This window comes from Brevibacterium sp. LAARM3_SD1, assembly GCF_057364765.1.
On record NZ_JBNFOL010000014.1, the window covers coordinates 27,544 to 42,801 of the forward strand.

Genomic DNA, 15,258 nt, shown 5'->3' on the forward strand with positions numbered 1-15,258 from the left:
GAGACGACACGTTCCGCGCGCCCCTACCGAATCCGGAGGGGCTTTTTTAATGCGGAGATGAGAAGGAAACCTAGGAAGGATAGGAATCGATGGCAGCCAAGCCCTCGACCGCGAAGGACACGGGCACTCAACCCGCGTCCGCACCGGTCACAGCCACACCGTCCAGTATTCGCCGCAATACCGGCCCCGAGGTCCTCACCGGCGCGCAGGCGATCGTCCGCAGCCTCGAGAAGCTCGAGGTCGACACGGTATTCGGGCTTCCCGGCGGCACCATCCTTCCCACCTATGACCCGCTCTTCGAGACCGAGAAGATCCGCCATATCCTCGTCCGCCATGAGCAGGGCGCCGGCCACGCGGCCGAAGGCTATGCGGCCGCATCCGGCAAGCTCGGCGTGTGCATCGCCACCTCGGGTCCGGGTGCGACCAACCTCATCACGGCGCTGGCCGACGCGAACATGGACTCCGTGCCGATGCTCGCGATCACCGGCCAGCAGGCCTCGACGCTGCTCGGCACCGACGCATTCCAGGAAGCCGATATCGTCGGCATGACGATGCCGGTGACCAAGCACAGCTTCCTCGTCACCCGCGCCGAGGATATCCCCGGAGTCCTCGTCAACGCCCACCACATCGCAACCACCGGTCGTCCCGGCCCCGTGCTCGTCGACATCACCAAGGACGCCCAGACCGGCACGGCTCCGTTCGTCTGGCCGGAGGAGCCGGCGCTGCCCGGCTACCGCCCGATCCTCAAGCCGCACGCCAAGCAGATCCGCGAGGCCGCGCGTCTGATGTCGGAGGCTCAGCGCCCCGTGTTCTACATCGGCGGCGGAGTCATCCGCTCGGAGGCCGAGAAGGAGCTGCTGCGCCTGGCCGAGGCCACGAACATCCCCGTGGTCACCACGCTCATGGCCCGCGGAGCTTTCCCCGACTCCCACCACCTGCACCTGGGCATGCCCGGAATGCACGGCAGCGTGCCTGCCGTCACCGCCTTCCAGAAGGCCGACCTGCTGATCGCCATCGGCGCCCGCTTCGACGACCGAGTGACCGGCAAGCTCGATTCCTTCGCCCCGAACGCGCAGGTCATCCACGCCGATATCGATCCGGCCGAGATCGGCAAGAACCGCGAGGTCGATGTCGCGATCGTCGGCGATGCCCGCGAAGTGCTCGCCGAGATGCTCGCGGAGATGCGCAGCAAGTTCCCCAAGGCCCTGGAGCGTCAGCGCGAACCGTGGTGGCGCTTCCTCAATCGTCTCAAGCAGACCTATCCGCTCGGCTATGAGACGCACGGCGAACTGTGCGATCCGCAGTACGTCATCTCCCGGATCTCCGCTCTCACCGGCCCCGAGGCGGTCTATGCCGCAGGAGTGGGACAGCACCAGATGTGGGCGGCTCAGTTCATCGAGTTCGAGCGTCCCAAATCCTGGCTGAACTCCGGCGGACTCGGCACCATGGGCTACTCCGTGCCCGCAGCGATGGGTGCGAAGGTCGGTCAGCCCGACCGTGTCGTGTGGGCGATCGACGGTGACGGCTGCTTCCAGATGACCAATCAGGAACTGGCCACCTGCGCGCTCAACAACATCCCGATCAAGGTCGCGATCATCAACAACTCGTCCCTGGGCATGGTCCGCCAGTGGCAGACCCTGTTCTACGACGGCCGCTACTCGAACACCGACCTCAACACCGGTCACGAGACGATCCGCATCCCCGACTTCGTCAAACTGGCCGAAGCCTACGGCTGCGAAGCGCTGCGCGTGGACCGCAACGAGGATGTCGACGCCGCGATCGAGAAGGCGCTGTCGATCAATGACCGACCGGTCGTCCTCGACTTCACAGTCCCGCCGGATGCGATGGTGTGGCCGATGGTCGCGGCAGGTGTGTCGAACGATGAGATCGAGTACGCCCGCGGCATCCGCCCCGAATTCGACGGGGAGGGCGAAGAGGAAGCCGAGGCGCCATCGCCGAGGCTGGAGCGAACGAAGACGGCACGGTGCGTTCCGTGGCTCAGATCGAAGGAGGCCTGGAATGAACAACAGCCGGCACACACTCTCTGTCCTGGTCGAGAACAAGCCCGGTGTGCTCACCCGGTTCACCGGGCTCATCGCCCGTCGCGGCTTCAACATCCACAGCCTCGCCGTCGGTGTGACCGAGCACGAAGAGCTCTCGCGGATCACGGTGGTCGTCGACGTCAACGATGTTCCCCTGGAGCAGGTGACGAAGCAGCTGAACAAGCTCGTCAACGTCATCAAGATCGTCGAGCTCGAACCCGAGACCTCGGTGCGTCGTGCGCACATCATCTACAAGGTCAAGGCGAATACGGCGACACGTCCGCAGGTCGCCTCGGCGGTGGAGATGTTCCGCGCGAAGATCGTCGACGTCGGACCGGACTCCGTGAGCATCGAGGCCACCGGTGAACTCGGCAAGGTCGAAGCGCTGCGCGAGGTCCTCGAGCCCTTCGGCATCAAGGAGATCGTGCAGTCGGGAACCGTGGCCATCGGCCGTGGTGCGAAGTCGATCACCGACCGCGCCCTCCGGAGCTGATTTCGCGTTCCAACCTGTGGAACCCCCGTCATCTCAATAAGTGAACAGCAGTACCGAACTGTGAAACAATGGGGACATCACCCCGTAAGCATAAGGAGCTAGAACTATGGCAGCAGAACGCTATTACGACGACAATGCAGACCTGTCGATCATCCAGGGCAAGAAGGTCGCCGTCATCGGCTACGGCAGCCAGGGCCACGCCCACTCGCTGAGCCTGCGCGACTCCGGCGCAGAAGTCCGCATCGGTCTCAAGGAAGGTTCGCCCAGCCGGGACAAGGCCACGGCCGAAGGCCTCGAGGTCGGCACCCCCGCCGAGGTGGCCGCATGGGCCGATGTCATCACCATCGCCGCACCCGACCAGGTTCAGGCCGAGATCTTCAACAACGAGATCAAGGATCAGCTGGCTCCCGGCAAGACCCTCGTGTTCATCCACGGCTTCAACATCCGCTACGACTACATCAAGGCACCCGAGGGCGTCGACGTCATCATGGTCGCCCCGAAGGGACCCGGCCACGTGGTCCGTCGTGAGTTCGTCGACGGCCGCGGTGTGCCCGTGCTCGTCGCCGTCGAGGTCGACGCCTCCGGCAAGGCCTGGGACACCGTCCTGTCCTACGCCAAGGGCATCGGCGGCCTGCGCGCCGGCGGCATCAAGACCACCTTCACCGAGGAGACTGAGACCGACCTGTTCGGTGAGCAGACCGTGCTCTGCGGCGGCGTCTCGCACCTCGTCCAGTACGGCTTCGAGACCCTGACCGAGGCCGGCTACCAGCCCGAGATCGCCTACTTCGAGGTCCTCCACGAGCTCAAGCTCATCGTCGACCTCATGGTCGAAGGCGGCATCGCCAAGCAGCGTTGGTCCTGCTCCGACACTGCTGAGTACGGCGACTACGTCTCCGGCCCGCGCGTCATCACCCCCGAGGTGAAGGAGAACATGAAGGGCGTCCTCGACGACATCCAGAACGGAAAGTTCGCCGAGCGCTTCATGAACGACCAGAAGAACGGCGCACCGGAGTTCAAGGAGCTGCGCGCCAAGGAAGAGCAGCACCCGATCGAGTCCACCGGCCGCGAACTGCGCAAGATGTTCGCATGGCTCAAGGACTCGGACGACGACTACACCGAGGGCACTGCCGCTCGCTGAGTCTGATCGCTCGACACTGAGCAGAACTGAGCAGAGGAGCCCCGGACACCGTGTGGTGTCCGGGGCTCCTGCGCATTCACCCGGGAGAATCTTCCGATGGCGGCACCGAACTGGACTACTGTGGATGTGTGACGAATTACAGATTCGAAGACTTCGAGCCCACCATCGACGAAGCCACCGGCGAGCCGGATGAGCGCACCAAGGCGTACTTCGCCTCGACGAGCGTCGGCTTCCACGACCCCCGCTCCACGGATAAGGCCCTGGTCGGACGAGTGAAGCGGGCGATCGCCGATGGGCGCAAGCTCACGGCCGTCTACGCCGACCAGGAGTTCGGACACGGACTGGACTCGTCCATCCCGGTCGCGACCTTCGCGTGGTTTGAAAAGCTCGTCAACGTCGGCGGCGGCCGACTGGTGCCCGGCCACCTCATCACCTGGATCACGGTGCGCCCGACGCATCGCCGGCGCGGACTCCTCCGATCGCTCATGACCACCGACCTCGCCGAGGCGAAGGCCGCCGGCTACCCGTTCGCCGCACTGACCGCGACCGAAGGCGGAATCTACTCGCGCTTCGGCTTCGGCGTGGCCACCTGGCTGCGTTCGATCGAGGTCGACACCTCACCCGGGTTCAAGATGGTCCGCGAACCCGATCGCCGGGTCGAGATGTGCCTGCCCAGCGAGCTGCGCGAACTCGCTCCGAGGATCTACGACCGATTCATGCGCACCTCGCCCGGAGCGATGGAGCGCCAGCAGACCTACATCGAACGTGCCACCGGGGCGCTGAACACCGAGACCGGCGAAGAAGATCGCGGCGTCCGCGCGGCCCTGCACTTCGACGAACATGGCGAGCCCGACGGCTATGTGTCCTACAAATTCGCCGGCTGGTCGAAGACCCCGCCGACCGTCGACATCATCGACTTCGTGGCCGCCACCGATGCGGCCTACGCTTCCCTGTGGTCGTTCCTCGCCGCCATCGACCTGTCGACCCGCGTGACCTTCGGCGAGTCCGCCGAGTACTCCCCGCTGCCGTGGCTGCTCACCGATTCCCGGCGCGTGAAGACTGTCGCGAGCGAGGACAACATCTGGATCCGCATCCTCGACGTCAAGGCCGCGCTCGAAGCCCGGCCCTGGTACGTGCCCGGAACGCTGACGATCGACATCGACGATTCCCTCGACCTCGCCGGTGGACGCTTCACGATCACCTCGGATGGTGAGAGCGCCGAGGTGACCCCCGCCTCCGATTCGACGCCGGCAGATCTGGGGCTCGGCATCGCCGAGCTCGGTTCCCTGTTCCTCGGCGGTGCCGATCCCGTCATCCTCGCCCGGCTGGACGCATCGATGAGCACACACCGGGGTCCGCTGTGCTCGCCAGTGCGATGTTCAGTCTCGGCCGAGCGCCGTATTCGCCGAACGGTTTCTGATCCGGCTGGCAGTTCTGTTGAGCGATTGTTCCCAGAATCTGAGACCTTGTGAAGGAATCCTGAAAGTCTCATAAGGTGGACGCGTCCGGACGCAACAGGAGGAAATCAGTGCCCAAGCCCGTCGTGCTCATCGCCGAAGAACTGTCACCGGCCACCATCGAAGCTCTCGGAGGAGACTTCGAGATCCGTCACACCGAGGGCGCTGACCGATCCCAGCTCCTGCCCGCCATCGCCGACGCCGATGCGATCCTCGTCCGGTCGGCCACGCAGGTCGATGCCGAAGCCATCAACGCTGCGAAGAACCTCAAGGTCATCGCCCGCGCCGGAGTCGGACTCGACAATGTCGATGTCCCCGCAGCCACCTCGGCGGGTGTCATGGTCGTCAACGCACCCACGTCGAACATCATCTCGGCAGCCGAGCTGACGATGGCTCACATCCTCGGTTCGGCTCGCTACTTCGGTGCCGGAAACACTTCGCTGAAGGCAGGGGAGTGGAACCGGAAGAAGTACACCGGCGTCGAACTCTACGAGAAGACCCTGGGCATCGTCGGCCTCGGCCGCATCGGCGGACTCGTCGCCGAGCGCGCGAAGGCCTTCGGCATGCGCCTCGTCGGCTACGATCCCTACATCACTCAGGCCCGTGCGGCTCAGATGGGCGTCGAGGTCCTCGACCTGCCTGGTCTGCTCGCCGTGTCCGACTTCGTCACCGTGCACATGCCCAAGACGCCGGAGACCGTCGGCATGATCAGCACCGAGGAGCTCAAGGCGGCTAAGCCCGGCGCCCGGTTCATCAACGTCGCCCGCGGCGGCATCATCGACGAGGCGGCCCTGGCCGAGGCCGTGGCCAGCGGTGAGGTCGGCGGAGCCGGAATCGACGTTTGGAACGTCGAACCGCCGGAGCACTCGGCGCTCATGGACCTCGACGCCGTCAACGTCACCCCGCACCTGGGCGCCTCGACCCATGAGGCCCAGGAGAAGGCCGGCGTCGCCGTGGCGAAGTCCGTGCGCAAGGCCCTGGCCGGCGAGCTCGTCCCCGACGCGGTCAACGTCGCAGGAGGTGCCATCCACGAGGATGTGCGTCCCGGCATCCCCTTGGCCGAACGTCTGGGCCGGGTCGTCAATGCGCTGGCCGACTCCTCGGTCACGCACTTCAAGGTCGAGGTCAACGGCGAGATCGCCGACAAGGACGTCTCCGTCCTCAAGCTCTCCGCACTCAAGGGCCTGTTCAAGGACGTCGTGTCCGACCAGGTCTCCTATGTCAATGCTCCGCTGCTGGCCGAAGAGCGCGGAATCGGCGTCGAACTCGTCACCGATCCGTACTGCGAATCGTTCCGCAACATCACCCGTCTGACCGCGACGACGAGCAGCGGGCAGCGCATCTCCGTGTCCGGCACCGTGACCGGACCGAAGCTCGTGCAGAAGCTCACCGAAGTCGACGGCTACTCGCTCGAGATCGAGCTGACCGACAACCTGCTCATCTTCCGCTACGAGGACCGTCCGGGAATCATCGGTCAGCTGGGTCTGGCGCTGGGTGCCAACAACGTCAATATCGCGGGCATGCAGGTCTCGCCCGCATCGACGAGCAACGAGGCGCTGTCCGTCCTAGCCGTGGATTCTGTCGTCTCCGACGAGGTCGTCAAGGCCGTGGCCGGTGCCGTGAACGCCTCGGCCTTCACCGGCGTCTCGCTGCAGGAGGACTGAAGCCGCAGCAACAGGACCCGTTCATCCCGCAAGCCACAGAGCGAAGCGGGGTGAACGGGTCCTCTGTGCTGTCAGGGTCCAGAACTCGTCGGCGAGAACGGCGACGGCGATGCCGATGAAGGCTCCGGCGATCGTATCGGTGAGCCAGTGGACCTGGAGTGCGGTACGCGACCACATCATGGCGAGGATCCAGACCGCGGCGAGGATGAACGACCAATGGAAGCCCATCCTCGGTGGCTGAGTTTCTGCTGCCTGAGCTGCTGATTCGCGCTGATGTCGGCGGCAGGCGATGATCGCCAGACTCATGGCCAGTGCGGCCGCGCCCATCGAATGTCCCGAGGGATAGGAGAAGCCCAAGGACTCGTAGAGCTGATCACCCGGCCGCAGGCGGGTGACGATGGCCTTGAGGATCTCCGAAGCCGCGACGCCGGCGAGCATCGTAGTGACGAGGAAGATCGCCGAGCGCAATCGTCTGCGCAGCACGAAGATGCCGGTGAGCAGCGCGGTGCAGATGACCACGCCGGTGCCGCCGCCGACCTCGGCGAGGACGACGGAGATCCAGTACGGCACCGAGCCCCGATCGAGGCCGACGAGTTCCAGCCAGGACTGATCGATCGGGGTCGGGCCGATGCACTCGAGGTGAAGCCACAGTCCGAAGGCGATGACGAACAGGGCGGCGGGCAGCGTCGCCCAGAGCAGCCAGGACGGCTGCCGGTTCAAGCGTTCCAGAGACCGTAGGTGTCCGCCAAGGAAGCAATCTTCTTCGCACGGGCCAGGCGCGGCAGGTAGGAGCCGTCGGTGATCTCGGACCCGCCTTCGGCGGCTTCGAGCATCTGGCGGGCCCAGTCGCGTTCGTCCTCGCTCGGGCTCATCGCCTCGTTGAGGGTGTTGACCTGGTCGACGGTGAGGACGAGCTTTCCGGTCATGCCCATCATGTGGGTGACCTCGGCGTCGGCCCAGACCCTCTCATCATCGGCATCGGCGGGGGACGGTCCGTCGATGGGGCCGGGCAGGCCGCCCATGCGGGAGGCGATCGTCAGGCGCGAACGGGCATAGGCCAGGGCCATCGGATCGCCGGAGAAGCCGGTGTCCTTGCGGAAGTCATTGGTTCCGAAGGCCAGACGGAAGGTGCCGGGCGCCTCGGCGATGCGGGTGGCGTTCTCCACTCCGCGCGCCGATTCGAGGAGGGCGAGCACGGGAAGTCCGGCCTTCGCACGCATCGCGGTGTAGGACACCTGTTCGGGGCGTTCGGTCTCAGGGAGCATGACTCCGCGCAGGCCAGGCAGCATGGCGACGGCGGCGAGGTCGTCGTCCCAGAATTCGGATTCCATCTTGTTGATGCGCACCCAGGCCGACATTCCGTTCTCGAGTGCGCGCACGACATTGTCACGAGCCTCGAGCTTCTTGTCGTCGGCGACGGAGGCTTCAAGATCGAAGATGACGGAGTCCGCTTCCGAAGTCTGCGCAGGAGTGAAGATCTCCTCCTTCGCAGCATTGACGAGCAGCCAGGACCGGGAGAGTTTGGCGGGCAGGGCTGCGGCACGGGCGTTGCGGATGGTCTCGGTCAATGATCGACTTTCTCTCGGGGCTGTTTCTGTGTGGCCCCCACGGGGTTTGGGGTGCACTATCCATCTTCGTCCCTGCGGCGTCGGATGTGTAGCTGAAAGCAGGGTTTGGGACGTGAAATTGTTCATGCCCGCACACGTATCGCGGAGTGGTGCGCCCAGGGCTGTCGGCCGTATTCGGAGGTGGCTGGCCGCTTTCGGGCACGATGCTCACTGCGGGTCGCGGTTCCTCGCCTGCGCATCGCCGCGGACGACAGTTCACATTGTAAGACGCCGCAGTTGTATCGTGAGATGGAGTCCTATTCTGTGAGCATGAAGTTCTCAATCGCAGTCATGCCCGGAGATGGAATCGGCAACGAGGTCGTCCCCGAAGGCCTCAAAGTCCTCAAGCGCGCCATCGAGGTGTCCGGCGAGCCCGTCGAGCTCGAGCTCACCGACTACACCGTCGGCGCGCAGCGCTACCACGAGACCGGTGAGACGCTCACCGACGAAGAGCTCGAATCGCTGCGTGGACATGATGCCATCTTCTTCGGCGCCTGCGGGGATCCGTCCGTGCCCTCCGGCGTGCTCGAGCGCGGAGTCATCCTCAAGATGCGCTTCGGGCTGGGCCATGCAGTGAACCTGCGCCCCTCGAAGCTGTTCGCCGGAGTCACCAGCCCGCTGGCCGATCCCGGCAAGATCGACTTCGTCGTCGTCCGTGAGGGCACCGAAGGTTCGTACACCGGATCGGGTGGATCCGTGCGCACGGACACCCCGCAGGAAGTTGCGACCGAGGTCTCGGTCAACACCTGGTACGGAGTCGAGCGCGCGGTCCGCGACGCCTTCGCCCGCGCCCAGGCCCGGAACAAGAAGCTCACCTACGTGCACAAGCACAATGTCATGGTCCATGCTGGTCACCTGTGGCGTCGCGTGGTCGAGAAGGTCGGCCAGGAGTACCCCGAGGTGGCCGTCAACTACGAGCACACCGATGCGTGCACGATCTACATGGTCACGAACCCCGAGCGCTACGACGTCATCGTCACCGACAACCTCTTCGGTGACATCCTCACCGACCTCGCTGCTGCGGTGACCGGCGGAATCGGTCTGGCCGCCTCGGGGAACCTCAATGTCGAAGGAACCGCGCCGAGCCTGTTCGAGCCGATCCACGGGTCCGCTCCGGACATCGCCGGCCAGCAGATCGCCGACCCGACCGCCTCGATCCTCTCGGGAGCCCTCATGGCCTCCCATCTGGGACTCGAGACCGTGGCGAAGGCGATCGAGACGGCCGTTGAGGCCGACCTTGCCGGGCGCGACGGAACGAAGCGGTCCACCACCGAGGTGGGCGACGCGATCGCGGCACGTCTCGGCTGACGTGATCGACCGCCTCGGCGAGGGGGCGGGCAGGTGACGACGGGGTCACCTCTGCGAGGTTGAACCCAAACGAGCGACACCTGTTCTCAGGATCGACGACATCACCCCGGTGCAACGAGCACCGGGGTGATGGACTACCCTGAAAGTGTCACTCATCACAAATGAGAAGAGAGTTTTCATGACAGATTTCACCGTTCTTAAGAACCTCCAGCCGCAACCCGAGCTGGTGCGCGAGAACATCAAGAAGGACCCCGGTTTCGGCCAGTACTTCACCGACCATATGGCGCACATCCGATACACGGTCGATGACGGTTGGCAGGGGCACGAGGTCCGGCCGTATGGGCCGCTGCTGCTCGATCCGGCGGCAGCAGTTCTCCACTATGCCCAGGAGATCTTCGAAGGGCTCAAGGCCTACCGTCACGCCGACGGTTCGGTGTGGACTTTCCGACCCGAGCGCAACGCCGCGCGCATCAACAAGTCCGCCGAACGCCTCGCGCTGCCGCAGCTGTCCGAAGAGGACTTCATCGATTCGCTCAAGCAGCTGGTCAGCCTTGACCAGGCCTGGGTCCCGACGCCGGAGTCGGAAGCCGACGAGTCGAGCATGTACCTGCGCCCGTTCATGATCGCCACGGAGCGCTTCCTCGGCGTGCGGGCGAGCCACGAGGTCGACTACTACGTCATCGCCTCGCCGGCCGGACCCTACTTCTCCGGCGGCATCAAGCCGCTGTCGATCTGGCTCTCGCCGAAGCTCAAGCGCGCCGGCGCCGGCGGCACCGGTTTCGCAAAGTGCGGCGGCAACTATGCATCGTCGCTGGTGGCAACCAATGAGGCGGCCGCCAATGGGTGCCAGCAGGTGCTCTTCACCGATTCGGTCGAGAACAAGTACGTCGACGAGCTCGGCGGTATGAACCTCATGCTCGTGACGAAGGACGGCAAGCTGCTCACTCCTGCGCTCAGCGATTCGATCCTCGACGGTGTCACCCGCCGTTCGCTGCTCGAGCTCGCACCGCAGCTCGGGCTTGAGCCCGAAGAGCGTCAGATCTCCATCGAAGAGTGGCGTGAGGGTGCTGCCAGCGGCGAGATCGTCGAGGCATTCGCCTGCGGCACCGCTGCGGTCATCACGCCGATCAGCAAGCTCGTCAGCGAAGACTTCACCATCGACCATGGTGAGGACGCTGGTGAGAAGACCATGGAGCTGCGCAAGACGCTGCTCGACATCCAGTACGGACGCGTCGAGGACAAGAACAGCTGGCTCGTGCGCCTGGCCTGATTCGTTAGGCACCGTCTGGTCTGTGCGGCGCCGGCTGATGTAAGTGGCTCCGTCTGCTTTGAGCAGTGCTGACCGTTGTGGGTGGTGAGGCCTGGCTTGGGCGCTTCCCGACCATGCTCATGAGGCGGGCCGCTGCGAAGAGATTCGCGGCGGCCCGCCTTTTTCTGTGACCGCACTCGAATTCTTTTACTCAGTTGTGCGTTAATTGAGGTACTGTGGCCTCGTGCACACGACCACCTCGGCGTCGGTACCGACAGCCTCCGAAGTCATCGCTCGCCTGCCATGGAAATGGCGCACTCAAGGTGCCATCTTCTTCATCGGCGGGCTCGGTTTCATGTTCGACGCGTGGGACGTCGCCCTCAACGGATTCCTCATTCCGCTGCTCAGCGACTATTGGAGTCTCAGCGTCGGCCAGGCCGCCTGGATCGCGACCGCCAACCTCATCGGCATGGCTCTCGGGGCCTTCATCTGGGGCGGCATCGCCGATGTCATCGGGCGGAAGAAAGCGTTCACCCTCACGCTCCTCGTGTTCTCGATCTTCACCGTCGCCGGAGCATTCGCACCCGCCTACGGGTGGTTCATCCTCTTCCGTTTCCTCGCCGGATTCGGGCTCGGCGGATGCATCCCCGTCGACTACGCCCTTGTCGGGGAGTTCACTCCCAGCCGCCACCGCGGACGTGTCCTCACCGCGATGGACGGCTGGTGGCCGATCGGAGCTTCGCTCTGCGCGTTCGTGTCGGCCTACCTGCTCGACTTCGGGGACTGGCGACTGATCATGCTCGTCATGATCATTCCCGCCCTGCTCACCGTCGCCGTGCGTTTCGGAATTCCGGAATCACCTCTCTATCTCGCCTCCGTCGGGCGCTACGCAGAAGCCGATGCCATCATCGCCCGCCTCGTCGAACGCACCGGAGCCGACGTCACCGAATGGACGCATGAACCGGTGGGCGGACATGGTGCGGCCCCGGACGCAAGGCCAGCGACACCGGCCAACGGACCCAAGGTCGGCAGGCAACTTCGCGCAGCCAGTGGTCAGCTCGTACAGCTGTGGCAGCACTCCGCGAAGACGACACTCGTGGCCTGGGCGCTCTTCGTCTCCGTCCTTCTTGTCTACTATGCGGCACTGACATGGCTGCCGGGGATCCTCAAGAAGCAGGGGCTCGCCGATCAGGCGGCGTTCCTCGTCACCGGGGCGATGACGGCAGTGGGCATCCTCGGCGTGATCGTCTCCGCGCTCATCGTCGAACGGTTCGGTCGCAAATGGGTGCTCGGAGTCTCGTCGATCGTGGCCGCGGTGCTCCTCGTCGGGGCGGCAGTGTTCATCGAGGCCTCCGGTGCGAACCTCACGTTCGGGGCGAAGGCCACGATCATCGGGTTCGGCTTCGTCATCCAGATCGCCATTCCGACGCTCTACACCTACGTCTCCGAGCTCTATCCGACCCGACTGCGCGGATCCGGTTTCGGCTGGGCATCAGCGGCGTCGAGATTGGCCACGGGAATCGCCCCGATCGTGTTCGGTGCGTTCATGTGGCCGGTGCTCGGACTCACCCTGACGTTCATCCTCACCGGTGCGCTTGTCGTCGTCGCAGTGCTGCTCATGGGCTTCCTCGCACGAGAGACTACCGGCGAAGAACTGAGCTGAGCTCGCTCATCTCTCCGCTCCGAGGTTGCTCCGTTAGGGGCTCTTCCAGTCTGTGAGCACTGGCATCGCCGAGGAAGTGCCCTGAAATCGCAGGTATAGCCTCTGACCTGCGAGAACGCTGGTCATATTTCTCGTGTCAGTGCCGACCTATAGTGTTCTGGGCATGGAGGCAAAGCAGGTTCCAGACGCACTCACCGATATCCTTCGGTGGCGCGACAGCCTGTCCGAATTGCCTCCGGCCAAGACCGAGGAAGAAGCGATCGATCGCATCACGGCACTCGAGGAGCTGACCTCCGCCTGTGCTGCCGCACAGGCCCGCGAAACCACGACCTTTGACATGCTCCGCCGCAACCGCGAAGCCGAGGACGGGGTTGCCGGCAAGAAACAGGGACGCGGCCTCGGCGCCGAGGTGGCCTTGGCGCGGAAGGTCTCGCGCTCCCGTGGAGACGCACTGCTGAAATTCTCCCGCACTCTCCTCATGGACCTGCCCAAGACCTACGCAGCAATGAAGGGCGGCGACATCTCCGAAGAGAAGGCGAGGGTCGTCGCCAAAGAGTCCGACTGGCTTCCACGGGAGAAGAAGCTCGAGCTCGACGAGCGCATGGCCGAACGCCTCCCAGAGGTCGGTGTCAGGCGCCTCGGAAACGAAGTGCGGGCGCTGGCGCAGAAGCTCGACCAGCAGGCTGCGGTTGACCACCTGGAGCGCTGTGTCGAAGAGCGCTCGGTCAGTGTGCGTCCCGCGCCGGGCAATATGGCCTATCTGACCGCCCTGCTGCCGATGTCGCAGGCCGTGGCTGCATTCGCCAACCTCAAGAAGTCGGCCCAAACCGTCATCGCTACGGGCGATTCCGACGGGCGATCGCAGAGCCAGATCGCGGCTGATCTGCTGGTCGAGCGACTGACCGGGCAGGAATCCGCCCAGGCCGTGCCGACCGAGGTCCACCTCATCATGCACGCGAGCAGTCTGTTCGGGCCAGGAGAGGAATCGGCGTGGTTCCCCGGTGTCGGACCGATCCCGGCGAAAGCCGCACGGAACATCGTGGCCGAGAACGAAGCTGCCACTTTCATCCGCAGGCTGTACACGCGGCCCGAGGACGGCCAGCTCGTGCGGATGGACTCGCGCCGCCGGGAATTCTCCCGCCTGCTTCGGCGAATGGTCGTCTTCCGCGACGATGTCTGTCGCTCGCCCTGGTGCGAGGCGCCCATCAAACACGCAGACCACGCAGAGGGCGTCGCCGCCGGCGGGGAAACCGATTGGGACAACTCGTCTGGACTGTGTGCGGCCTGCAACTATCTCAAGGAACTCGGCGGGTGGCGCCATAAGGCGACAGCCGATGCCCTCGAGGTCGTCACACCGACCGGCCACCACTACAAGACCCGCACCAAACCACTCGGTCCTCCCGATCCAAAGCATCCTCTCGATACCAAGGGTGCTGCCAGTCAGGAAGAACATTGTGGCAAAGAGCGCGATCCCGGTCGGCAACACGGTCCCGAACCGGGGGAGCGTCATGACGAAGCCTCAGCTGATGCGGCTGCTGCCTCGCCAGGTGACAGTGCTTGTCCTGCGCCACTGAAATCCGGTCCCGAGTTTTCGGTGATGATCCCATGGCGGTACAAACGCCGGAGCTCGCAGCCGGCAACCGTCGATATCGGCGGGACGACAGTTGGAATCGACATCTTTGATGCCGACGAACGACCGATGAGTCCCACCGAAGAACTCCTCTGCGCTGCAATTCTCGAGCATAGGGGCAGGCGGTGAGCCAAGTCGTCGGCTAGGTGGAAGAGCCGTGACCCGAGCCATCGCCCAGGAGGAAGAGCGGTTGCCAGGGGCGGCGAACGAGCGGGCGAGGCCCTGCTCATAACGTGTCCTCCGGGGCGATGGCAAGTGGTCACCGAAAGTTCAACTGCCTGATCCATCGCAGGATTATGGTGATAGTTATGAACGACCTCAACGGGCAGCCGTCGCCCGGTGACTTCCTTGCACGCTCCGTCCCAGCAGACGGCCCAGCGGTCGAAATCGTGTGGGGAATGCTCAATGGGCTGGGCCCATTGTGGCGGGGCGTGCCCTCGGGCCCGGGGATCTCCGGAGTCCTCCCTCCCCGCAGCGAGATCGAAGCGCTCTACGGCGCGGCTGCCGCTGAACCACCGCTGAACGAGGACCCCCGGTTCGCGGCGATGTTTGCCGATGTCTACGACATCTCCGTCCGCAACGGACAGGTCCTCATGACGTTGACACGGGCCCAGCCCGACGGACGGCTGAGCTCATTCGCCTACGGCCACCATTGGAAATGGGAAGAACAGAAGTATCCGTGGGCATTCGAACTGCAGAGCCGCCTCGGCGAGGCTTCGACCGAACTCGAATCGACCTTTGCCCTCAATCTGCTCGCCCGTGAACCGAAACAGCGCGATCGAGGCTTGGGCCGGCGAACTCTCGAAGCGTGGATCGGGGAGGTCGGACAGTACGGCTGCTGGCTGCAGACCGACGACATCGACAGCCCGGCACGACGGCTCTACGAGAGACTCGGCTTCACCGAGCTCGGCCATGGCCCCGAAGCTCCCAACGGGCAGCCCGGCCTGGTCATGTTCCGCAGCCCACGGTGAGGCACCCACGTCAGTGGCGGTCACTAGGATGGGGCC

The 15,258-nt window shown here is 64.7% G+C and carries 11 protein-coding genes and 1 pseudogene; 10 read left to right on the forward strand and 2 right to left on the reverse strand.

Annotation, left to right across the window (positions count from 1 at the left end; translation table 11 throughout):
• Positions 1-89: 89 nt before the first annotated feature.
• The 5 genes and pseudogenes from AC2W7L_RS09760 to serA all read left to right on the forward strand — a co-directional run.
• Positions 90-1,928, forward strand: a pseudogene (locus AC2W7L_RS09760) (acetolactate synthase large subunit); the annotation flags it as partial.
• A gap of 91 nt (positions 1,929-2,019) precedes the next feature.
• A complete protein-coding gene (gene ilvN / locus AC2W7L_RS09765; RefSeq protein ID WP_265417612.1) occupies positions 2,020-2,535 on the forward strand; it encodes an acetolactate synthase small subunit in 516 nt (171 codons plus the stop codon).
• A 106-nt stretch (positions 2,536-2,641) separates the two neighbouring features.
• Complete coding sequence (gene ilvC / locus AC2W7L_RS09770) at positions 2,642-3,673, forward strand: ketol-acid reductoisomerase (RefSeq protein WP_169252741.1); 1,032 nt, start codon at positions 2,642-2,644, stop codon at positions 3,671-3,673.
• Positions 3,674-3,801: 128 nt separating this feature from the next.
• Positions 3,802-5,145, forward strand: coding sequence for a GNAT family N-acetyltransferase (locus AC2W7L_RS09775; RefSeq protein WP_486004298.1), 1,344 nt, complete (start codon positions 3,802-3,804; stop codon positions 5,143-5,145).
• A 56-nt stretch (positions 5,146-5,201) separates the two neighbouring features.
• Complete coding sequence (gene serA / locus AC2W7L_RS09780; protein ID WP_486004299.1) at positions 5,202-6,794, forward strand: phosphoglycerate dehydrogenase; 1,593 nt, start codon at positions 5,202-5,204, stop codon at positions 6,792-6,794.
• A 21-nt stretch (positions 6,795-6,815) separates the two neighbouring features.
• On the opposite strand, the gene AC2W7L_RS09785 is transcribed toward serA, so the two are convergent.
• Both AC2W7L_RS09785 and AC2W7L_RS09790 read right to left on the reverse strand, forming a co-directional pair.
• Positions 6,816-7,514, reverse strand: coding sequence for a phosphatase PAP2 family protein (locus AC2W7L_RS09785; protein ID WP_486004300.1), 699 nt, complete (start codon positions 7,512-7,514; stop codon positions 6,816-6,818).
• Entirely contained in the window at positions 7,511-8,362 is an 852-nt protein-coding gene (locus tag AC2W7L_RS09790; RefSeq protein WP_486004301.1) for an HpcH/HpaI aldolase/citrate lyase family protein, read from the reverse strand. Before AC2W7L_RS09790 ends, AC2W7L_RS09785 begins: the two co-directional genes overlap by 4 nt.
• Before the next feature lie 309 nt (positions 8,363-8,671).
• Between AC2W7L_RS09790 and AC2W7L_RS09795 the strand changes: the two genes are divergently transcribed.
• From AC2W7L_RS09795 to AC2W7L_RS09815, 5 genes are all read left to right on the forward strand, one after another.
• On the forward strand, positions 8,672-9,709 hold the full coding sequence (locus tag AC2W7L_RS09795) for a 3-isopropylmalate dehydrogenase (protein WP_486004302.1): 1,038 nt from the start codon (positions 8,672-8,674) through the stop codon (positions 9,707-9,709).
• A gap of 178 nt (positions 9,710-9,887) precedes the next feature.
• On the forward strand, positions 9,888-10,979 hold the full coding sequence (locus tag AC2W7L_RS09800) for a branched-chain amino acid aminotransferase (RefSeq protein ID WP_486004303.1): 1,092 nt from the start codon (positions 9,888-9,890) through the stop codon (positions 10,977-10,979).
• A 223-nt stretch (positions 10,980-11,202) separates the two neighbouring features.
• Positions 11,203-12,621: an MFS transporter gene (locus AC2W7L_RS09805; protein ID WP_486004304.1), complete on the forward strand. Its 1,419-nt coding sequence runs from the start codon at positions 11,203-11,205 to the stop codon at positions 12,619-12,621.
• A gap of 163 nt (positions 12,622-12,784) precedes the next feature.
• Positions 12,785-14,380 (forward strand): HNH endonuclease, encoded by a 1,596-nt coding sequence (locus AC2W7L_RS09810; protein WP_486004305.1) that lies wholly within the window; start codon positions 12,785-12,787, stop codon positions 14,378-14,380.
• 179 nt (positions 14,381-14,559) lie between these two features.
• Complete coding sequence (locus AC2W7L_RS09815; RefSeq protein ID WP_486004306.1) at positions 14,560-15,222, forward strand: GNAT family N-acetyltransferase; 663 nt, start codon at positions 14,560-14,562, stop codon at positions 15,220-15,222.
• The last annotated feature ends 36 nt before the right edge of the window (positions 15,223-15,258 follow it).